Origin of the sequence: Candidatus Blochmanniella vafra str. BVAF, from assembly GCF_000185985.2 — a bacterium.
In the GTDB taxonomy this organism is placed as follows: Bacteria; Pseudomonadota; Gammaproteobacteria; order Enterobacterales; family Enterobacteriaceae; genus Blochmanniella; species Blochmanniella vafra.
In genome coordinates this window covers 554,684-577,597 of the sequence record NC_014909.2, presented here as the reverse complement: position 1 = coordinate 577,597, position 22,914 = coordinate 554,684, and the positions used below count along the sequence as shown (strand labels likewise).

Annotated in this window: 16 protein-coding genes and 3 tRNA genes; 13 read left to right on the top strand and 6 right to left on the bottom strand. The window is 28.2% G+C overall.

Annotated features, from left to right (window positions below; genetic code table 11):
* Positions 1 to 96: 96 nt before the first annotated feature.
* A complete protein-coding gene (cysK, locus tag BVAF_RS02520; protein WP_013516816.1) occupies positions 97 to 1,041 on the bottom strand; it encodes a cysteine synthase A in 945 nt (314 codons plus the stop codon).
* Between the two features lie 314 nt (positions 1,042 to 1,355).
* Between cysK and ligA the strand changes: the two genes are divergently transcribed.
* Entirely contained in the window at positions 1,356 to 3,152 is a 1,797-nt protein-coding gene (gene ligA, locus BVAF_RS02515; protein WP_013516815.1) for an NAD-dependent DNA ligase LigA, read from the top strand.
* Positions 3,153 to 3,290: 138 nt separating this feature from the next.
* On the opposite strand, the gene BVAF_RS02510 is transcribed toward ligA, so the two are convergent.
* Both BVAF_RS02510 and BVAF_RS02505 read right to left on the bottom strand, forming a co-directional pair.
* A tRNA-Lys gene (locus BVAF_RS02510) sits at positions 3,291 to 3,363 on the bottom strand.
* Between the two features lie 68 nt (positions 3,364 to 3,431).
* Positions 3,432 to 3,503 (bottom strand) — tRNA-Val (locus tag BVAF_RS02505).
* Positions 3,504 to 3,641: 138 nt separating this feature from the next.
* Between BVAF_RS02505 and gltX the strand changes: the two genes are divergently transcribed.
* Entirely contained in the window at positions 3,642 to 5,084 is a 1,443-nt protein-coding gene (gene gltX / locus BVAF_RS02500; protein ID WP_013516814.1) for a glutamate--tRNA ligase, read from the top strand.
* A 1,806-nt stretch (positions 5,085 to 6,890) separates the two neighbouring features.
* Entirely contained in the window at positions 6,891 to 8,129 is a 1,239-nt protein-coding gene (locus BVAF_RS02495) for an Nramp family divalent metal transporter (protein ID WP_013516813.1), read from the top strand.
* A gap of 208 nt (positions 8,130 to 8,337) precedes the next feature.
* On the opposite strand, the gene BVAF_RS03220 is transcribed toward BVAF_RS02495, so the two are convergent.
* The 3 genes from BVAF_RS03220 to prmB form a co-directional block, all read right to left on the bottom strand.
* Positions 8,338 to 8,409, bottom strand: a tRNA-Arg gene (locus BVAF_RS03220).
* Between the two features lie 277 nt (positions 8,410 to 8,686).
* Positions 8,687 to 9,748 carry a chorismate synthase gene (aroC, locus tag BVAF_RS02490; protein WP_013516812.1) on the bottom strand — a complete coding sequence of 354 codons (1,062 nt, stop codon included), beginning with the start codon at positions 9,746 to 9,748 and terminating at the stop codon, positions 8,687 to 8,689.
* Positions 9,749 to 9,773: 25 nt separating this feature from the next.
* Positions 9,774 to 10,670 (bottom strand): 50S ribosomal protein L3 N(5)-glutamine methyltransferase, encoded by an 897-nt coding sequence (gene prmB, locus BVAF_RS02485; RefSeq protein WP_013516811.1) that lies wholly within the window; start codon positions 10,668 to 10,670, stop codon positions 9,774 to 9,776.
* Positions 10,671 to 11,450: 780 nt separating this feature from the next.
* Between prmB and fabB the strand changes: the two genes are divergently transcribed.
* The 10 genes from fabB to nuoF all read left to right on the top strand — a co-directional run bounded on the left by fabB (position 11,451) and on the right by nuoF (position 22,896).
* Positions 11,451 to 12,662 carry a beta-ketoacyl-ACP synthase I gene (fabB, locus tag BVAF_RS02480; protein WP_013516810.1) on the top strand — a complete coding sequence of 404 codons (1,212 nt, stop codon included), beginning with the start codon at positions 11,451 to 11,453 and terminating at the stop codon, positions 12,660 to 12,662.
* A gap of 429 nt (positions 12,663 to 13,091) precedes the next feature.
* Positions 13,092 to 14,207 carry a 4-phosphoerythronate dehydrogenase gene (locus BVAF_RS02475; protein ID WP_013516809.1) on the top strand — a complete coding sequence of 372 codons (1,116 nt, stop codon included), beginning with the start codon at positions 13,092 to 13,094 and terminating at the stop codon, positions 14,205 to 14,207.
* A gap of 288 nt (positions 14,208 to 14,495) precedes the next feature.
* A complete protein-coding gene (truA, locus tag BVAF_RS02470; RefSeq protein WP_013516808.1) occupies positions 14,496 to 15,263 on the top strand; it encodes a tRNA pseudouridine(38-40) synthase TruA in 768 nt (255 codons plus the stop codon).
* Positions 15,264 to 15,528: 265 nt separating this feature from the next.
* Positions 15,529 to 16,398, top strand: a complete 870-nt coding sequence (gene accD, locus BVAF_RS02465; RefSeq protein ID WP_013516807.1) for an acetyl-CoA carboxylase, carboxyltransferase subunit beta — start codon at positions 15,529 to 15,531, stop codon at positions 16,396 to 16,398.
* A 138-nt stretch (positions 16,399 to 16,536) separates the two neighbouring features.
* Positions 16,537 to 17,823 (top strand): bifunctional tetrahydrofolate synthase/dihydrofolate synthase, encoded by a 1,287-nt coding sequence (folC, locus tag BVAF_RS02460; protein ID WP_013516806.1) that lies wholly within the window; start codon positions 16,537 to 16,539, stop codon positions 17,821 to 17,823.
* A gap of 185 nt (positions 17,824 to 18,008) precedes the next feature.
* On the top strand, positions 18,009 to 18,386 hold the full coding sequence (gene ndhC, locus BVAF_RS02455; protein ID WP_236608342.1) for an NADH-quinone oxidoreductase subunit A: 378 nt from the start codon (positions 18,009 to 18,011) through the stop codon (positions 18,384 to 18,386).
* A gap of 2 nt (positions 18,387 to 18,388) precedes the next feature.
* Positions 18,389 to 19,057, top strand: coding sequence for a NuoB/complex I 20 kDa subunit family protein (locus BVAF_RS02450; protein ID WP_013516804.1), 669 nt, complete (start codon positions 18,389 to 18,391; stop codon positions 19,055 to 19,057).
* Positions 19,058 to 19,201: 144 nt separating this feature from the next.
* A complete protein-coding gene (gene nuoC, locus BVAF_RS02445) occupies positions 19,202 to 20,992 on the top strand; it encodes an NADH-quinone oxidoreductase subunit C/D (protein WP_013516803.1) in 1,791 nt (596 codons plus the stop codon).
* 90 nt (positions 20,993 to 21,082) lie between these two features.
* The gene (gene nuoE / locus BVAF_RS02440; RefSeq protein ID WP_013516802.1) at positions 21,083 to 21,550 is read left to right on the top strand and encodes an NADH-quinone oxidoreductase subunit NuoE; all 468 of its coding nucleotides are present in this window, start codon (positions 21,083 to 21,085) and stop codon (positions 21,548 to 21,550) included.
* Positions 21,551 to 21,561: 11 nt separating this feature from the next.
* Positions 21,562 to 22,896, top strand: a complete 1,335-nt coding sequence (gene nuoF, locus BVAF_RS02435; protein ID WP_013516801.1) for an NADH-quinone oxidoreductase subunit NuoF — start codon at positions 21,562 to 21,564, stop codon at positions 22,894 to 22,896.
* Positions 22,897 to 22,914: the final 18 nt, after the last annotated feature.

Here is a 22,914-nt window from a genome sequence, read left to right as displayed (position 1 = left end):
ACAATATTTTTACGAAAAGTAAAAATAAGAACATTGCTATAAATTAATTCTTCATGAAGAAGAACAAGCATTATATATATTTGTAAAAATATGCTTTCATAGCTCAGAAAACAAAGTGGTGCTTATATATCTTTCTCCGGATGATGGTAAAATAATTACGATATTTTTGTTCATATATTTTTTTTGTTTTTGTAATTGTATTGCTGCTGTTAGTGCTGCTCCTGAAGATATTCCTGATAAAATTCCTTCTTTTTTCATTAAAAATTTGGCGCAATTAATTGCGTCATCTGAATCTACTGTTTCTACATGATCAATTATATTTAAATCTAAATTTGAAGGAATAAATCCCGCTCCAATGCCTTGAATTTTATGGGGTGCTGGTTTTATTGGTTTTCCAGATAATTTTTGAGTGATTATTGGAGATTGTTTTGGTTCTACTGCTACTATAAAAATTTTTTTATTTTGTACACGTTTTAGAAATCTACCAACACCTGTGATAGTACCTCCAGTTCCAACTCCAGAGACGAATATATCTATTTCACCATTTGTGTCATTCCAGATTTCTGGACCTGTAGTTTTTTCATGAATTTCAGGGTTAGCCGGATTATCAAATTGTTGTAACAATAAATATTTTTTAGGATTTTTAGAAACAATTTCATTTGCTTTAGCAATAGCTCCTTTCATTCCAAGATTTCCAGCGGTTAAAATTATTTTTGATCCTAATGCTGTTATCAATTTTCTACGTTCGATACTCATAGTATCTGGCATAGTTAAAATTAACTTATAGTTTCTAGCAGCTGCTACATACGATAAGGCTATACCGGTATTACCACTTGTTGCTTCTACTATAACTACATCAGGATTTAATAATTTTTTTTTCTCCGCATCCCAAATCATGTTGGATCCTATTCTACATTTAACACTAAAACTTGGATTTCTAGACTCAATTTTAGCTAAAATATAATTATTGCCAATATGGTTAAGACGTACTAATGGAGTATTGCCAATAGTATAAGAATTGTCTTGATAAATTTTGTTCATAAATGTGTATACTCCTTTTTAATATATAATAAGGCAAAAAAATTTATTGGGGTATATTTTAGTTGGATTTATATATTAACTTTTACATATAAATAGGTCTGATTATACACTATAGTATGTGCGATATATTATGATTTGTAAATATATTAAATTTTGTTTAATTTTGTTCTTTATTGCAAGAAAGTAATAATATAGTGTAAACATTATAGATACTATTTATAATTGTATAAATTTTTGATATTTCAATGAAAGTTATTTATTAGTCATTATGTATTATGGTGTTTTAAATAAATGTTTTATCGGATATTGATATCATGAAGATTATTGAAAAAAGAATAAAAAAATTAATAAAAAAATTACGTCAATGGGAATATGCGTATTATTTAAAAAATGAATCTGAAACATCTGACGAAGAATATGATAAAACTTTACAAGAATTACGTCAATTAGAATTTGAATATCCGTGTTTAATTACAGAAAACTCTCCTACTAAATTTCTTGGTAAGATATTAGAAAATAATTTTCGTCAAGTATATCATAGAGCACCAATGTTATCTTTAAATAGTGTTATGAATAAATCTCAATTATTATTATTTAATGATCGTATAGAGTATAAATTACGAGATAATAATCAGAATAAATCTATTATTTATTGTTGTGAATTAAAAATAGATGGAGTTGCAATTAGTTTGTTGTATAAATCGGGTAAATTATTGAAAGCTGCTACGAGAGGAGATGGAAAAATTGGGGAAGATGTTACTAAAAATGTTCGTGTAGTTTCATCAATACCTGAATGTTTAAGAAAAAATGATGGTATGCAGTTGCCGTATTTACTAGAAATTAGAGGAGAAATATTTATATCTAAATTGTGTTTTTTAAAACTGAATCAGAAAATATTAAAATCTGGAAATAAACCTTTTTCTAATGCAAGAAATGCAGCATCTGGTTCATTACGGCAATTAAATCCAAATATTACTGCATCTAGGTCTTTAATGTTTTATTGCTATGGGATTAGTTATTATGTTGGAGCTGATGAATTACCGAATAGTCATTGGGATCGGCTACAATTATGTTTAAAGTTAGGTATACCAATTAATGATCATATTCAATTAGTCAATGGAGTTGATAAAGTGCTTAAGTATTACGATCACATAACGTATATACGGTCTAATTTAAAGTATGATATTGATGGAATAGTTGTAAAGGTGGATAATTGTGTATTTCAAAAAAAATTAGGTTATGGAACAAGGGCGCCACATTGGGCTATTGCATATAAATTTCCTGCAGAATCAAAATTAACTCAGTTAAATGATATAATATTTAAGGTTGGTCGTACAGGTTTAATTACTCCTATAGTTTATATTAAGCCTATAGTCATTAATAATGTTGTTATTAAGAAAGTAAGTATGCATAACGTTAATGAAATTAGACGATTTAATTTAATGTTTGGTGACACGGTTCTTGTGCAAAGGTCAGGGGATGTGATTCCTAAAATTGTGAAAGTAATTTTATCGAAACGTACGAATGATATGAAAGTTATAACATTGCCTCAATTTTGTCCGGTGTGTGGTACTTTACTTATTACATCTAATTGTAGATCTTCTGTATTGCGTTGTCCCGCTAAATTAATATGTTTAGCTCAACGTAAATCAATGTTGAAGCATTTTGTGTCTCGAAAAGCTATGAATATTCATGGGATGGGGGAAAAAGTTATTAATCAATTAGTTGATAAAAATCTAGTATTTTCTCCAGTGGATTTTTTTTATTTAAATAGGGAAAATTTATTATTTAATTTAGATGGATATGGAGTAAAATCTGTGGAGAAATTATTACGATCTATTGATTTAGCAAAACACACTACCTTAGCTAATTTTATATATGCGTTGGGTATTCCTAATGTTGGAGAATCGGTAGCTAATAGTTTGGCTGTTAAATATAAAACTATTGAGAAATTAATATCTGCTGATTTCCAATCTTTATCAACGTTACAATATGTAGGAGATTCTATAGCTTTCACAATATATTCTTTTTTTAAGGATCCAATAAATTTAAAAAATATTAAAGATTTAATCAATCCTGATATTGGGATTAGATGGATTTTAAATAATTAGTTTGTATTATTTTGTTTATATAAAATGGGTAAAATTATTAAATTATAGATATTAGCAATGTAAAAATTAAATTTTTTGATTAAGTATTTTTGTGATTAGGTAGATTAGTAAAAAACTTAATTTGTTATGAAAAGAATCTGGGTCGTACAGGATTCGAACCTGTGACCAATTGATTAAAAGTCAACTGCTCTACCGACTGAGCTAACGACCCTAGAGTAATATTAAAGTATATACGATGAATTAAAACATAAAATAATTTATGAGTAATATAAAAATAATTAGGTGATGGCGGATTTGAACCGCCGGCCCTCTCCTTGTAAGGGAGATACTCTACCACTGAGCTAATCACCTGTTTTTTGAATTATGATTATATAATGAATTTGTGATGTAGAGTCAAATGTTTTTATAAAAAATTTTTTAATTAATTACAGATATAATACATTATATATTATTTATATTTTGAATTAATATAACTGGATGTTGTTTACTATGACCATTAGAACTCGATTTGCACCTAGTCCGACAGGTGAATTACATATTGGAAATATTCGAACTGCTTTGTATGCTTGGTTATTTTCTAAGCAGCAAAAGGGAAAATTTATATTGCGTATTGAAAATACTAATTTTAGCAATACTACTACTGACAATTACATTGCAAATATTTTTGCTATAATGCGGTGGTTACATTTAGATTGGGATGAAGGTCCTTATTTTCAATCTGATAGATTGAATCGATATGATTATATAATAAATGATATGTTAAAATATAATATAGCTTATAAATGTTATTGTTCTTTAGATCGATTAAAGATGCTTCGATTAAAGCAAATGAAGGATGGTCAGAAACCTAAGTATGATGGTTATTGTCGTATGAAAAATCATATGGGTGCCATTAGTAATAGTAATAATGATTGCACTAATAATAAAAGTAATCCTTATGTAGTACGGTTTGCTAATCCATTATCTGGAAAAGTGACATTTTACGATCACATTCGAGGAATGATTACAGTTGATAATACAGAGTTAGATGATGTAATTATTTGCAGAACGAATGGAGTACCTACATATAATTTTTGTGTTGTAATAGATGATATGGATATGAAGATTACTCATGTTATACGAGGAGAAGAACATATTAATAATACTCCACGACAAATAAATATTTTAAAATCGTTAAATGCTACAATACCCCAATATGTGCATGTACCAATAATTTTAGATGGTAATCGACAAAAATTATCTAAACGACATGGTCAAGTAGGGATGATTACATATAAAGATGGTGGATTTTTACCTGAAGCAATATTAAATTATTTAGTTAGATTAGGATGGTCTTATGGTAATCAAGAAATTTTTAGTGTAGAGCAAATGAAAAAGTATTTTAGTTTTAATAAAGTTAGTAGATCTGCTAGTGTGTTTGATTTTAAAAGATTACTCTGGTTGAATAACTATTATATAAATAATTTGCCAGTTGAGTATGTTGCTAAATATTTATTACAGTATATGGAGGAACAGAATATAGATGCCGAATCTATTAAACCAAAATTATTTGATGTGGTACAATTATTATCAAAACGTTCTAATACCTTACGAGAAATGGTATTGAATTTTTTGTCTATACATAGAGAGTTTAATATTTTTGATAATCCAACGATTGCGGATAAATTTTTAACGCCTATTATTTTACCTATATTAAAAATTTTAATAAAAAAATTAAATGCTATCAGTACTTGGACAATAAGTTTGATTAAATTAGCAATTAAAGAAACTATTTACGAATTACGTATGGATATCAGCATAATAGGAATGCCTTTGCGAATTGCTTTAATTGGATCTAGTAATTCACCTGAGCTTAGCACTATTATATATTTTCTTGGAAAATATCAAGCATTATATCGATTGAAGCAGGCAGAGGCTTATATAAATAAATGATTGTTTTTAATTTGATTATTCTAACTACATGATCAGACGAATTTGATTAAAAAATACTATATTTTATATTTAAAGTAAAAAATATTATACAAAATATATATATGTATTAAAATGAATATTAGTGTGCATGAAAAATAATTTATATATAAAAATCGATACTATGTGATGTCAATACTATGTTTAGAATAATAAAGTAAATAATGATTTAATATTTTTGAAAGGAAGGATTATACTGCAACATAATTAATAGATTTAAGTAGAGTGTTTTGTAATAGATAAAAAGTTAATGTGTTGCTTAGATATTAGATTTATATTGTTTATATATAAACATGTATATTACAGTGTATTATTAAGAATAAGTGTATAAACATCAAAGTATAGTATAGAGAAATGCAATGTGTTATTTGTTTTGGTTCTATAAAAAAAGGATGACAATACTTAATTTCATATTATAATTGGAATATATTAATTCATATGAATTAATATATTAATATTAGTTGATCTTGTAATATCATATCAAATGTTTTTGTGCAATTCTGAAGTAATATCAGTTATAATGTCAATGTGTTAGAAATAAAGAATAATATATATAAATAATAAAAGTTATAGATTTTTTAAGTAAAAAAATAATAAATATTTGTTATTTTATAAGTTGTTATAATCTAAATTTAGTAGAATTGAATTTAATTTTTATAATGTTGTTGTTTATTTTTAATAAAATACTTCAGTGGTATATTGATATTAAAACTAATCAATAGAAGTATTGTTCGAATTTTTTGAAAGTAAATTTTGTATAATATTTTAATAACAAAATAAAATTATAGGTAAGTCAGTATCTTTTTTAAAAAATTACAGCGATAATAATAGATATTTAAATTTTATTATAACATGTTTTATAATTAAAAATTATTTTTATTATAGGCAAATAAGATATATGCTCAATTTTATTTCTGATTAAATAATACATAAGATTAGGTAAGAGGAATATTGTAATGAACAAAAATATTCTATATGCCTGGTATTAGTATCATTACAACATGTTATGGATATAATATTATTTATATATTTATAAATAATAGCGTAAAATATAGGGATGTAGTTATAGAAGTAACGATATATAGTAAATATTAGAGATATTTAATAGTGTTTATTTGTTTAATGTTGTAAATTTTTAGATTAATTTTAAAATTAATAATTTATTTATATTAAAAGATTTTAATTTTTTGAATGTTACTGATATAAATAAAATAATATTTATTCTTTGTGGTAATAAAGATACATTATTCGTTTATAAAAAATTGAAATTTTAGTAAGTGTAGCAATAAAATAATAAGTATACATCCTTAGTAAGGAATATAAATGTTTTGTATATGTATTTTTAAAAAACAGATGTATTTCTTAATATGTAAAATAATATTATTCAGATAATGGAAATTTTTATATGAATTTAAATATAATTTAGGTATATACAATAAAATATTTTATAAAAATTTTTGTTGTTAGAATTTAAAAGTGATATTAAATATATTTAAATTTTTATTTATTCAAAATATTGAAATGAGTGATAAATCTAATCTGAAATTAAAATATATTACCATGATATGTTATTTTTTGTATATTTGAATATTCGATATAAATGTATAAATTAAAGGATAAGAGTAATAATGTATTTAAATGATTTATAAAAATTAGCCTATGATATAATCATATGTATTTTGAAAAATAGTAATTTGTTATAGTACTGATTTATTAAAGTTAGTATGTAATATGAAGTTGATCAAATTATATTATTAATAGAGAGGTTGAATGTTGAGAACTCAATCTAATGTAGAAAGCAATCATGCTAAAAGAAAAATAAAACTTACATTGCTTGGACCAGCTTTTATAGCAGCAATAGGTTATATTGATCCTGGAAATTATGCCACTAATATTCAAGCTGGAGCTACTTTTGGTTATAAATTATTATGGGTAGTGGTATGGGCTAATGTGATGGCTATGTTAATTCAATTGCTTTCTGCAAAATTGGGTATTGCCACCGGAAAAAATTTAGCAGAACATATTCGAGATCAATTTCCTAAGTCTATAGTATGGATGTATTGGGTGCAAGCGGAGGTAATTGCTATGGCAACAGATTTAGCGGAATTTATAGGAGCTGCTATTGGATTTCAAATATTATTAGGAATTTCTTTATTTAAAGGAGCATTATTGACTGGTGTAGCTACTTTTTTGATTTTAACTTTACAAAATTATGGTAAGAAGCCTTTAGAATTAATTGTAGGTAGTTTATTATTATTTGTAGCGGGTGCATATTGTATTGAGTTATTTTATTCTAAGCCTGAATTAATTGGATTAGGTATGGGTATGTTGTTTCCTGTGTTACCTAATAAAGAAGCAGTTTTTTTATCTGCTGGGGTATTAGGAGCGACTGTCATGCCGCATGTTATTTATTTACATTCTTCTCTGACTCAAGATAATGTAATGGAAGCAACTAAATTGGAGAGATATGATTCTACTAAATTAGACGTTGCAATTGCAATGACTATAGCGGGGTTTGTAAATTTGTCTATGATGGCTACAGCAGCAGCAGTATTTCATTTTAGTGGGCATACTGGTGTTGCTAGTTTAAACGAAGCTTATTTAACATTATCTCCATTATTAAATCATACTGCTGCTGTGATTTTTGGATTGAGTTTAACTGCTGCAGGATTATCGTCGACAGTAGTGGGTACGTTAGCTGGACAAGTTGTCATGCAGGGTTTTGTGCGGTTTTATATTCCGATGATGTTGCGTCGTGTTGTTACTATGTTGCCGTCGTTTATAATTATCGCTTTGGAAATTGATTCAACTCATATTTTGATTATGAGTCAAGTATTGCTTAGTTTTGGAATTGCTTTGGCATTGATTCCACTATTGTTATTTACTGGGGATGTAAATGTCATGAATGAGTTAGTAAATTCTACATGGATTAATTTTATTGGGTGGATGATTACAAGTATTGTAATTGGGTTAAATATATATTTATTGATAGGTATTTTTACAGAATGAATAATGAGTTAATTATTTTTTTTGGTGTTTATTGGTTTTTCAGGATATAGTAAATGAGTAATTTTTGGTAAATATTATTAATAATGTTAATAGTAGTGCTGTTTTTAATAAATCACAGATAGATTATAACTTCTAAAAGAGTGATTTTTAATTTTGTTATACTTTTAGTATTTATATGTTTTATTAATTGTAGTATATATAACAGTTATGTCTTCGACAGGAATCGAACCTGTAATTAGCTTTTAGGAGAAGCTTGTTATGTCCATTTAACTACGAAGACAAATAATTGAGAAGTATATAGAAAATTGTTTAATTATAATTGTTATTAATTGGTTTATATTTTTTACCAAGAGAAATATAATTACTATATTTTAATTACATTTTAAATAAATTTAAGTTAATTTTATAGTATTAGAAATTATTAATTTTATTTAAAACAATTTTATATTAGTTTAAATATATTTGTTATGTCAATTTAAGTAAAAGGTTTTTGAATATTAATGTAGTAATAAGTATGTTTTTATATATTTATTAAATCTCTTTGTGCAAGTGAGTATTTATCCACATTGGGCTCTAAATCGCAATAAATGATCCATCAGCACAATAGCCGTCATTGCTTCTGCAATAGGAACCACTCTAATACCTATGCAGGGATCGTGTCTACCTTTTGTAATAATTTGTGTTTCTTCATTGTTTTTAGTAATAGTTTTTCCTGGTATTGCTATACTAGAGGTTGGTTTAATAGCTATGTGTATAACGATAGGTTGTCCAGTGCTTATTCCGCCTAATATTCCTCCGGAATGGTTACTTTTAAATTCTCCTTGGGTCGTAATTTCATCTCGATGTTCACTTCCATGCTTAGTAACAACTAAAAATCCGTCTCCAATTTCTATTCCTTTGACAGCATTAATACTCATTAATGCGTGAGCGAGATCTGCATCTAATCGATCAAATACTGGCTCACCTAGTCCTACAGGCAAGTTTTTTATCATTATTGTTACTTTTGCTCCAATAGAATCTCCAGATTTTTTTAAATTTCGTATTAATGAGTCTAGTTTTTGCAATTGATTAGGATCTGGGCAGAAAAAAGGATTGCTGTTTATTTGATCCCAGTTTTTTAAATCGCAATAGATGTTTCCCATTTGAGCTAAAAATCCTTGGATTTTAATGTTTTGAACTTTTAAAAGATATTTTTTTGCGATAGCTCCTGCTGCTACTCGAATTGCTGTTTCTCGAGCTGAGGAACGTCCTCCTCCACGATAGTCTCTTAATCCGTATTTTTTTTCGTAAGTATAATCTGCATGGCCGGGACGGTATAAATTTTTTATTTTTTCATAATCCTGAGGTCTTTGGTCAGTATTTTTAATCATTAATCCTATACTAGTGCCTGTTGTTTTTCCATTGAAAACTCCGGATAAAATTTCTATAATATCTAATTCTGATCGAGGGCTAGTGTACTGCGATGTGCCTGGTCGTCTCCTATTTAAATCGTGTTGTATATCTTCTTTTTTTAAGGATAATCCTGGAGGTACTCCATCAATAATTCCTCCAATTGCGAATCCATGGGATTCACCAAAGGTTGTAACTTTAAAGCATTGTCCAATACTATTACCAGTCATAATTTGTTCCTCGTAATTTTTAATGTTATGTATAATTTTTATTTAAAGATAGCAGCTGTTGATAAGTTAGAGCGAAAACTCCTGTTCCTCCGTTGTTTAGAGTAAACCAATGAAATGGAATATTTTCGTAGTATTTTTTTAATTCATTTTGAGTATTGCCTACTTCACATACCAATACCCCATTGGTATTTAAATAATCAGTAATTTGTATAAAAATTTGATGAATTATTTCTAATCCGTTGCAATTGGCAGATAAAGATAATATAGGTTCATGAAGGTATTCCTCAGGTAAATTGCATATATCTGCTTTGTTTACGTATGGAGGATTTATTACAATCAAATCATATTTTTTAAATTTAGGTATATTTTTAAATAAATTAGAATGTATAGGGATGATTTGATTTTCTAAATTGTATAATTTAATGTTATATTCTGCAATTTGTAAAGCTTTTATAGAAAGATCTACAGCATCTATTTCTGAGTGTGGATACATTATCATAGCTATAGCAATTGCTATACATCCACTTCCAGTGCACATGTCAAGTATGTGTTTAGGAGGCGTTGGTAAAATGTCATGAAAATTTGACATGATTAATTCCCCTATAGGAGATCGAGGAATAAATACTTGATTATTTACATAAAATTCTAAATTACAAAACCATGCCTTGTTTGTTAAATACGGAACTGGTATACGTTTTTGTACTCGAAGATTAACTAATTTAATGATTAATGCTCGTTCTTTTTTACTTAAACAAGAAAAAAATATTTCGGTTGGTGTGTCGATTGGAAGGTTTATACTACTTAAAACTAAATGTAGTGCCTCATCCCACACATTATTCGTACCATGTCCATAATACAGTGGTGTTGAATTAAATTGGCTGATAGACCATCGTAATATATCTAATATAGTGTATGTTTTCATTAGTATTTTTTAATTTTTATGGTTCATATACTGATATGATTTATATATAGAATTAAAAATATTGTGATTTTAGTATAAAATTATATCAATATGCAAATAAAGTAATAAAATTACTTTTTGTTTTTATGTTATTAGAGACAATATAGTTAAATATTGTAATCATTGTATATGAGTTGTTGTAATATCAACCGGGATATAGAAAGTATAGATAATATGTATATATCATTGATAACAATGCTTGTAATAAGTATTTATTAACTTTATTAATATATAGTCAATGCAATATGATGAATCTATAATATATAGGAGATACATCATGCAATATATGTCTATTTTTTTGTATTTATTTATATGAGGGTATGTATAGTAATAAATTAAATTATTTATTATAAGATGATGTAGCATTAATTCTGTTTGAGATCATATTATTATTCTTATATATGATTACGAATTATCTATAATATGCACATATAAATGAAAGGTGTTGTATAATAATCAGATATATTATTAATATAGTTTATAATTTCCATAAATTTAATTAGTAATTAGATAATAAGTATTGTATCAAATATATTTAAGTATACAAATAATATTTGTAATATTTAAATTATACTATAGATATAAACAAATGTGTTACTCAAATAAGATATTTTATAATGTTAAGGTGTTGATAGTGAATTTGACGATTTTTTAATGATATTAGGTAATTAATATTTGGGATATATTTTGTAATATAGTCGTATTTTGTAATGCTCAAACTATTATTATATGAGGTGTAAAATGAAACGTGTTGTTATTACTGGTTTGGGAATTATATCGAGTATTGGTAATAATCACAGTGAAGTGTTGCGTTCTTTACAACATGGGTTATCTGGAATAAATTTTTCTAAGGAGTTAGAAGAATCAGGTATGCGTAGTCATATTTGGGGAGGCATTAAACTTCACACTGAAGGATTAATTAATCGTAAAATTGTACGATTTATGAGTGATGCTTCCATATATGCTTATTTATCAATGCAACAAGCTATACAAGATTCTGAATTATCTGATGAAGTAATTGGTAGTGATAAGACTGGTCTAATTATTGGTTCTGGAGGGGGATCGCCTAGAAATCAGGTGGTTGGATCTAATAATATGAGAATGAAAGGTTTAAGGGGTGTAGGGCCTTATATGGTTACTAGGTCTATGGCTTCAGGAATATCAGCATGTTTGGCAACTGCATTTAAAATTCGTGGAATAAGTTATTCCATTAGTTCAGCTTGTTCTACATCTGCTCATTGTATTGGACATGCGTTTGAATTAATTCAATCAGGAAGACAAATTGTTGTTTTTGCTGGGGGAGGAGAAGAATTATGTTGGGAAATGGCATGCGAATTTGATGCTATGGGCGCTTTATCTACTAAATACAATACAATTCCTGAAAAAGCATCTCGGCCATATGATGTAAATAGAGATGGTTTTGTGATTTCGGGAGGAGGGGGGGTAGTAGTGCTAGAAGAATTAATGCATGCTCTGAATAGAGGAGCATATATTTATGGTGAAATTATAGGATATGGAGCTACTTCTGATGGATTTGATATGGTTGCGCCATCAGGTGAAGGAGCAGTAAGATGTATGAGAATAGCGTTAAAAGATCTTGCTATTCCTATAGATTATATAAATATGCATGGTACTTCTACTCAAATAGGTGATGTGAAGGAGTTATGGGCTATTTTAGAAGTTTTTGGAACTGATCATCCATATTTTTCGTCTACTAAATCTATGACTGGGCATGCGTTAGGGGCAGCAGGAGTGCATGAGACTATTTATTCTATGCTTATGTTAAAGTACAATTTTATTGCTCCTAGTATTAACATTGATCAGTTGGATCCATATTTAAATCATATGAAAATCGTCAGGCAACCTGTGCATCGAAAATTAAATACAGTTATGACGAATAGTTTTGGTTTTGGGGGAACGAATGCTACATTGGTTATTCAAAAGTATATTTAATTGCATGAATAGGTATGGTTATCGATTAGAGATTATTAATAATAACTATATTGTAGTTTAAATTATATTTTGAATAAGTTATTTTTTTATTATTTAAGGAAATAATTGGGATAATTGTTATATTAATGTTTTTATCAATTTAAGATTTTTTAATAGATAGTTAGATAAGTTAAGGGAAAGAATTTAAAAATAGGTGTAGTAGAAATATGGATAGTTTTTAATGGAGTCATTAGTTTATACAACTCTATTGTAAAAAGATATTTAATTAAATTTTAATTTAGCCAATTTTATTGTATAAAGTATTATTATATTAATGATAGCATTCAGTAATTTTAATGATTTGATTTTAAGAGAATAGTATAGTGATAGTTATGTGATTAATATTTTATTATGAGTAACAGAAATTAATGATCATCATATGAGGTAATCTTGAGAATTTTAGCAGATAAGGAAATACCTTATGTTAATGAGTTGTTTGGCTTAACTAATCAATTAAGACAATATGAAGGACGTTTTCTTTCTGATAAACATATTAAAAATACAGATGTATTAATAGTACGTTCGATTACTAAAGTGGATTATGAATTATTACATGATAGTTCGGTTAAATTTGTTGGGACTGTGACTTCTGGAACAGATCATATTGATCAAGATTATTTAGAGAAAAATAATGTTAAGTATATTTCTGCCCCAGGTAGTAATGCTATAGCTGTTGTGGAGTATGTTTTTTCAGCTTTGTTTTGGTTAGCTCATCGTGATCATTTTTTTTTACGTGATAAAATTGTTGGTATTATTGGAGTAGGGCATATAGGGAATTTATTAAATCAAAGATTAAATAGTTTTGGTGTGCAGACTTTATTATACGATCCTTATTTATCAAAAATAAATACTGATAAATCTTGGAAATCATTGGAAATTTTGGTTTCTGAATCAGATATTTTGACTTTTCATACGCCTTTAACTTATACGGGTAGTTATCCTACATGGCATATGGTTAATAAGGATATTATAGAAGCATTACCATCTAACAAAACATTGATTAACACATCCCGAGGAGAGGTATTTGATAATTCTGCTTTGTTAAAAGCTTTAGATCATGGGAAAAAAATAAATGTCATTTTAGATGTGTGGGAGTTTGAACCAAAATTGTTATTGCCATTGTTGTTTTGCATAGATATTGGGACTGCACATATTGCAGGATATTCTATTGAGAGTAAAATAAGGAGTATTATTATGATATATAATGCGTTTTGTCAATATTTTAATATTTCTGATAAAATTAATGTGTCAAATTTATTTCCATCTTTTATTAATTATATTCGTATAAAGAAAATGGATGAAGCCAATATAAATAGTTTGATTAAAATTATTTATAATATATATAATGATCATATTTGCCTGAAAAGTTATGCGTTAAATTCGGGGGGGTTTGATAAGTTACGTAAATATTATTTTTTTCGTAGAGAATGGTCTTCTATTTTTGTAGATACCGGAAAAGATTATACTACCGAAATGTTAAAAAATTTTGGTTTTAGCGTGTTTTAAATGATTGTTTGGAGAATTAATATAAGAGTATTGATATAATGATAGAAATATTATGTGTTGTTATTTAGATAAAGTTAGTTTTATAATAAATAAAAAGTTCTTTATGTATGTATGTAAGATAAAGATAGCAAGGTAATTATTAAGTTAGTATATAGTTGAATTTTTAAAAAGTTTTATTTATTTTAAGTAATAGATGTAATTTGTACTATAAATGTAGAAAAATAAAAAAGGATTATATTTTTTATATATGTGTATTTTTATTTTGTATTGGTTGTTATTTTTAATATAATGCAAAAAATAGCTTTAGGCATTGAATATGATGGATCTAGATATTGTGGTTGGCAAAAACAAAAGAATGGAATTAGTGTTCAAGATTGTGTAGAAAATGCTTTAAATATAGTGACGGCTGAATCGGTTTCAGTTTTTTGTGCGGGACGAACAGATTCTGGGGTGCATGCCTTAGGACAGGTTGTGCATTTTGAAACTGATGTAAAATATTCGAAATCTGCTTGGACGTTTGGGGTTAACCGTTATTTGCCGAGAAGTATTTGTATTCGTTGGGTAAGTTTAATGAAACAAGATTTTCATGCTCGATTTAGTGCTGTTTCTAGGCGTTATTATTATTATATCTATAATGATAAAATTAGATCAGCAATTCTTTTTCAAAAAACTTGGCATTATACAAAATTACTAGATGTTTGCAAAATGTCTAGAGCAGCTCAGTATTTATTAGGAGAAAATGATTTTTCTGCATTTAGATCAGCAGGATGTCAGTCATATTCAAGATGTAGGAATTTATATCATTTACGAGTTATTCGTATAGGGCAGTGTGTAATTATAGATATACAAGCTAACTCTTTTTTATATCGTATGGTTCGAAATATTGTAGGCAGTTTAGTAGAAGTTGGATGTGGAAATCGGCCAGCAATATGGATTTTAGAATTACTAAAGAGTTGTAAAAGATCATTGGCAGGGATGACTGCTCCTGCGGATGGCTTGTATTTAGCTGAAGTGAAGTATCCTGATCATTTTTTTCTTTCAGATGAGAGAATGTAGAAAATTTTTAGATTAATTAGTGAGTGATATAGATATGGTTTTTATAGATACATGAGTATAAAAGTTTATTTATGTTTAAGGGGATTATTAATGATAATTTTTGTAATATACGAAATGTGATATTTAGAACATTTCTATAGTATTATATATAAATATTATAATATAAATGTTAGGTAGGATATAAATGGTGTTGTTTTGGTTGTTGAATCAAATTTTGTTGGTGGCAGTGTATATGTATTTGTGTTTTCAGTTGAGAAGATGATCAATGAGTTGGATTGAGCGCATTATTAATAAAAATACTATATTGGCTACTCATAAAATGAATGTTCCAGAGGGGATATGGACTAAATGTAGTCACTGTTCGCAACTTTTATATACTAAAGAATTGGAACGTAATTTGAAGGTATGTCCTAGATGTGATTATCATATGCAAATTTCTGCTAGGGCTCGTTTGCTTGCTTTTTTAGATCAGGATGGTGTTTTTGAATTGGGAAAAGAATTTGTACCTAAAGATATTTTAAAATTTAAAGATTCGAAAAGATATAAAGATCGTTTGGTTTCAGCTCAAAAAGAAACTAAAGAAACGGAAGCTTTGGTTGTTATGCAAGGAACATTATATAATATGATAGTTATTGCTGCTGCTTTTGAGTTCAATTTTATTGGAGGATCAATGTCGGGAGCAGTGGGAGCTCGTTTTGTTCAAGGTGTTAATCAAGCTTTAAAATTTAAATGTCCTTTTATTTGTTTTTCTGCAAGCGGAGGAGCCCGCATGCAAGAAGCTTTTATATCTTTAATTCAAATGGCTAAAACTAGCGCGGTTTTATCTCTTTTATATAAAAAAAAGTTACCATATATTTCTGTTTTGACTAATCCAACCATGGGTGGCGTATCTGCTAGTTTAGGAATGTTGGGTGATTTAAATATTGCGGAACCAAAAGCGCTGATAGGTTTTGCTGGCCCTAGAGTTATTGAGCAAACTGTTCGAGAAAAATTGCCAATAGGCTTTCAACGTAGTGAATTTTTATTAGAAAAAGGAGTGATTGATTTAATTGTACGTAGGCCAGATATGCGAATTAGGTTGGCAAATTTATTATCTAAGTTAACTAAGCAGTCAATTTCTATTAAGAAAGCGTGATGAAATTTTATGTATTTTTAATAGATTAATCTTATTAATAAGATGATAAAAAATCGTAGTAAAAAATGTGTTTTATGCCAATATGAGATACTGTGATTAATTAGATTTTAAATAAAATAAAAATGTGTGACATGATATATGTATACTTGTTTTAAATCAATTAAAAAAAAATGTTCATTGATAGATTGGTTGGATTATATACAAAATTTAAATCCTGTTTTAGTTGATTTAAATTTAGATAGAATAAAAAAAGTAGCAACAGTTTTAAAGTTAATACCTTTTCAAATTTATAGTATATTAGTAGGTGGGACAAATGGTAAAGGAACTACATGTTATTTGTTAGAACAGATATTACTATTTAATAATTTTAAAGTAGGTTTATATACTTCTCCTCATTTATTATCTTACAGCGAACGAATTCGTGTGTGTGGAAAACAATTACCCGATGATATACATATAAAATCAATGTCTGTTGTTGAAAATGCACGTAGTGGTGTTTTATTGACTTACTTTGAATTTATTACATTATCTGCATTGAATATATTTAAACAATTTAAATTAGATTTAGTGATTTTAGAAGTTGGTTTAGGTGGTCGATTGGATGCTACAAATATAATAGATCCGGATATTTCTGTAATTACAAATATTGCAATAGATCATGTTGATTTTTTAGGTGACACTCGGTATAAAATTGCTATAGAAAAGTCTGGAATTTTTCGAGTAAATAGACCGGCTATAGTTGGAGAAATAGATCGTCCCTTGGTTATAGATGAGATAGCAAAGAATTGCTCGTCAATTTTATTTGCTCGAGGAAGAGACTGGGATTTTTATTGTTGTAAAGATAATACATGGATATGGAGATGTTATAGTGAATCTCATGGATTATTAATAAATTTTCCTATGCCTTTATCTATTCCGTTGGAAAATGCAGCTGTTGTTTTGAGTATATTACATTGGTTGCCTTTTAAAGTTTCTAGGAAATCTATTGAGTATGGATTACAAAATGCTGTTTTATTAGGAAGATTTCAAGTAGTTAATTATAATCCATTTATAGTGTTAGATGTAGGACATAATCCCCATGCAGCTGCTCATGTGAAAAATAAATTACATCCAATAGTTTTGAAAAGAAAAGGAATTGTGAGGATAGTTATAGGAATGTTAAGTAGAAAAGATGTTAAAAGTACTGTGTTGTGTTTAAATAATTTAATTGATGTTTGGTATTGTGCTGATTTAAATACCCCATGTTCTGCAAATATGAAGTATGTGTTTGATTGTTTTTCTGGGTTTGATGTGAAATATTTTGAAGATATAATAAGTGCTTGGTATAAGGCTGTTGATGATTCTGATATTGATGATTGTATATTAGTATTTGGTTCATTTTATGCGGTTCATCCTATTTTAAAATTAATATTGAAAATTATGTAAATTTATTTTTATATTATGAGTTAATAGCATTATTAATATGGGATGTTTACATAAATAAATACGCTTGTATAATGTAGTAAATATATAAAAATTATTATAGTGTTATTAACATTCAAATAAAGAAATATATGAAGTATTTAGGGATATGTATTTATATAGTAAGTGCAGTACTTTTGTGTATTTTTATGTTATTGTGTGGATATTTTTGTGGTGGTAGATCTTATTCGCGATCGAAACATGTTCCTTTTGAATCAGGTATTGAGTCTACAGGCAATTCGAAGGTGAGATTTTCTGTTAAGTTTTATTTAATTGGAATGATTTTTGTAATTTTTGATGCAGAAGGGATATATTTATATGTTTGGTCTGTTTCTGTTCGGGAAGCAGGATGGATGGGTTTTATTGAAATATTTATATTTATTATAATTTTATTAATAAGTTTAGTTTATTTGATACGTACAGGAGCGTTTAATTGGGTAGAAACATCGTTAAAAAATGAAAATAGTAATAAAACTTGTTTAAATGTAGATAATGTTTTAAAATTACTTAAAGAATATGATAGGTAATTATGAAATATACTTTAACATCAGTACGTACAAATACAAATGATAATGATCAATATCCGTTACAAGATCAAAAATTAGTTTCTGATCCATTGGAGAAATGTGTTCAAAAAAGTGTTTTTTTTGGAAAGTTAACTGCTTTTTTGCACAAAATAGTAAATTGGGGTAGAGGTAATTCATTATGGCCTTACAATTTTGGATTATCTTGTTGTTATGTAGAAATGACTACTGCTTTTACTGCTGTACATGATGTCGCTCGATTTGGCTCAGAAGTATTACGATCTTCTCCTCGTCAGTCAGATTTCATGGTTATAGCTGGTACTCCGTTCATTAAAATGGTTCCAGTAATTCAACGTTTATATGATCAAATGTTAGAACCTAAATGGGTGATTTCTATGGGTGCTTGTGCAAATTCTGGGGGAATGTATGATATTTATTCTGTGGTACAAGGGGTAGATAAATTTCTTCCAGTAGATATTTATATTCCTGGTTGTCCTCCCAGACCTGAAGCATATATTCAGGCTTTATTATTATTGAAAAAATCTATTTATGAAGAACGAAGACCTCTTTCTTGGATTATAAAAGATAAAGGAATATATCGTATAAATATGCAATCAGAGAGAGAACGTAAACGTGATTCTCGTATTGCAGAATTATATCATACAGAAGTTTAGTGCTTTATATGTTGAGAAAGTATAATATGGTTTGTGTTTATTTGATTTTACATATATATGTCTTGAGTTATATCAGTACATAAAAATGGATGGATAAATGTGGGTAGATATGTTTATTTAATACAATGAGTTTATCATAAACGTATGAATAGTAATAATAAAGATAATGATAATAATTTATTGTTTCGTGAAGAAAATTATATTTTGAGCAGTTTGATTTCTAAATTTGGATCATCTAATTTTATAGTACAATTTGCTTATACCGACGCTGTAATAGTGTGGATATCGCGTCAAAAAATAGTACCTATAATAAAATTTTTAAAGAGTAATTTAAAACCGTATGTGATGTTGTATGATTTACATGGTATTGATGAAAGATTGCGAATACATCGTGAGAATTTACCGGAAGCTGATTTCACAGTGTTTTATCATATAATGTCTATTTCAATAAATTCTGAGATAATTTTAAAAGTTCCTTTATTAGAAAAATCCATGAATGTTCCTACGATTACTTCTATATTTATGAATGCTAATTGGTATGAACGAGAAACTTGGGAGATGTTTGGAATAAAATTTGATAATCATCCAAATTTAACTCGTATTATTATGCCTAAATACTGGAAAGGTTTTCCGTTACGAAAGGAATACCCAGCTCGAGCTACAGAATTTATCCCTGATTTTACTCTTACAAAACAAAAAGAAGATTTAGCGATGAAGGGATTAACATTTAATCCAGAGGAATGGGGGATGAAACAACGTAATAATAATGAAGACTTTATGTTTCTTAATTTGGGCCCAAATCATCCATCAGTTCATGGAGTATTTCGTATTGTTTTGCAATTAAATGGAGAAGAAATTGTTGATTGTGTTCCAGATATTGGATACCATCATCGTGGGGTAGAAAAAATGGGAGAACGTCAATCATGGCATAGTTATATACCTTATACTGATCGAGTTGAATATCTCGGTGGTTGCGTTAATGAAATGCCTTATATTTTAGCTGTTGAAAAGCTTGCTGGAATTATTGTGCCAGATCGAGCAAAGGTTATTCGCATTATGTTATCCGAATTATTTAGAATTAACAGTCATTTGCTTTATGTTAGCACTTACTTGCAAGATATAGGAGTAATGACCCCAGTATTTTTAGCGTTTACTGATAGACAAAAAATATATGATGTAATAGAGGCAATAACTGGAGCTCGAATGCATCCGGCTTGGTTTAGAATTGGTGGAGTGGCTTGTGATTTACCTGATAATTGGGATTATTTATTAAAACAGTGTTTGTCTTGGCTGCCTAGGAGAATTGCATTCTATATTGAAATGTCTTTAAAAAATGATATTTTAAAAAAGCGTACTTGTGGAATTGGATCGTATGGTGTTAAGGAAGCGTTAGATTGGGGAGTAACAGGGGCTGGGTTAAGAGCAACTGGTATTGATTTTGATATACGAAAATCTCGACCATATTCTGGGTATGAGAATTTCGATTTTGATGTTCCTGTAGGAAACGGGATTAGTGATTGTTATAATAGGGTTGTCTTAAAAGTAGAAGAAATGTATCAAAGTATACGTATCTTGGATCAGTGTTTGAATAACATGCCGGAAGGTCCTATTAAGTCTACTCATCCTTTAACTACTCCTCCTGAAAAAACATATTCATTACAACATATAGAAACTTTAATTACGCATTTTTTGCAGGTATCTTGGGGTCCTGTGATTCCACCGAATGAATCATTACAAATGATTGAAGCAACTAAAGGTATAAATAGTTATTATTTAATCAGCGATGGTAATACTATGAGTTATCGTACTAGAATTCGTACTCCAAGTTTTCCTCATTTACAACAAATTCCATCTGTTATTAGGGGTAGTTTAATATCTGATTTAATTGCTTATTTAGGTAGCATAGATTTTGTGATGTCGGATGTAGATCGTTAGTAAATAAAATAAATATGACAGTAAAGATAGAAGTATAGTAGAATATTATTCATAATGTATTAACTGTTATAAAATGCAACATATATTATAATGCAATTAACTAAGGAAGAATTAAGTATTATTCGGGAGGAGTGTAATTGCTATGAGAGTACCCGAGCAGCCTCTATAGAAGCATTGAAAATAGTACAAAAAAATTACGGGTGGGTATCTGATGATGCAATTGTGTTAATTGCACAAATATTACACATATCGGTATCAGATGTAGAAGGTGTAGCTACATTTTATAATCAAATCTTTAGACAGCCAGTGGGTCAAAATATTATACGATACTGTGACAGTATAGTTTGTTATGTTACTGGGTGTAATGCTATTAAAAAGACTTTAGAATGTATTTTAAATATTAAAATTGGAAACACTACTAAAGATAATAAATTTACCTTATTGCCTACTTGTTGCTTAGGTATGTGTGATAAATCTCCTGTTATTATGATTAATGAGGATGTATATTCACACATTGTTTTATCAAAAATTAATAAAATCTTAAATTTATATCGATAATTAAATACACTATGCTGAAAAATAAATATTTGGATCCAGAAAGTAATCCGTTGACTTGGAGAATGCGTTTAGATAAACGACCAGTATGGTTGCACGAATATCAATCGAAAAATGGATATTTTGCTTTACGTAAAGCAATTACGTGTTTATCTAAATTAGATATTGTTGAATTAATTAATAAATCTAGATTAAGAGGTCGTGGTGGAGGTGGGTTTTTAACTGGTTTAAAGTGGTCTATGATGATAAAACATCAGTCAATATTGAAGGTTAATTATTTAATATGTAATGCGGATGAAATGGAGCCTGGTACTTATAAAGATCGTTTATTGATGGAACGATTGCCCCATTTATTATTAGAAGGGATATTGATTGCAGGATATGCTTTAAGTGTTTCGGTTGCTTATATTTTTTTGCGTTATGAATACATGATTGCAGCTAAATATTTAAATTTTGCTATTTCTGAATTACGTTCGGCAGGATTGTTAGGTAAAAATATTTTAAATACTGAATTTAGTTTAGATATATTTTTGCACACAGGAGCTGGGAGATATATCTGCGGGGAAGAAACTGCTTTAATTAACGCATTGGAAGGAAAGCGGGCTGTGCCTCGATCTAAACCTCCATTTCCTGCTCAATCAGGATTGTGGGGTAAACCTACGTGTATTAATAATGTTGAAACATTATGTAATATTCCTGGTATTATAGAGTATGGGGTAAGTTGGTATAAAAATCTTTCTAATAAATATAGTAATGATTCTGGCACTAAATTAATGGGTTTTTCTGGAAGAGTAAAAAATCCAGGAGTTTGGGAATTACCATTTGGTATTACCGCCCGGGAAATTTTGGAAGATTATGCTCGAGGTATGTGTGATGGTTTATATTTAAAAGCATGGCAACCAGGAGGAGCCAGTACGGATTTTTTAATTCCAAATCATTTAGATACACCTATGGACTTTCATAGTATTAGCATTATAGGTAGTAGATTTGGAACTGGGATGGCAATAGCGATAGATAATACTGTTAATATGATTAGTTTAATGCGTAATTTGGAAGAATTTTTTGCTAGGGAATCGTGTGGATGGTGTACCCCGTGTAGAGAAGGGTTACCTTGGATAGTCAAATTACTTATTTCATTAGAAAAAAATAATGGTGATCCTGGAGATATTGAAATTTTAGAGCATTTATGTAATTTATTAGGACCTGGAAAGACTTTTTGTGCACATGCTCCTGGAGCAATAGAACCTTTACAAAGTGCTTTAAAATATTTTCGCAGTGAATTTGAAGCTGGAATTCATTTAAATAATTTGAATGTTTCTAATAAAATTTCCACTATTCAAATTATTTAGATTAATATTTTTGTAGAA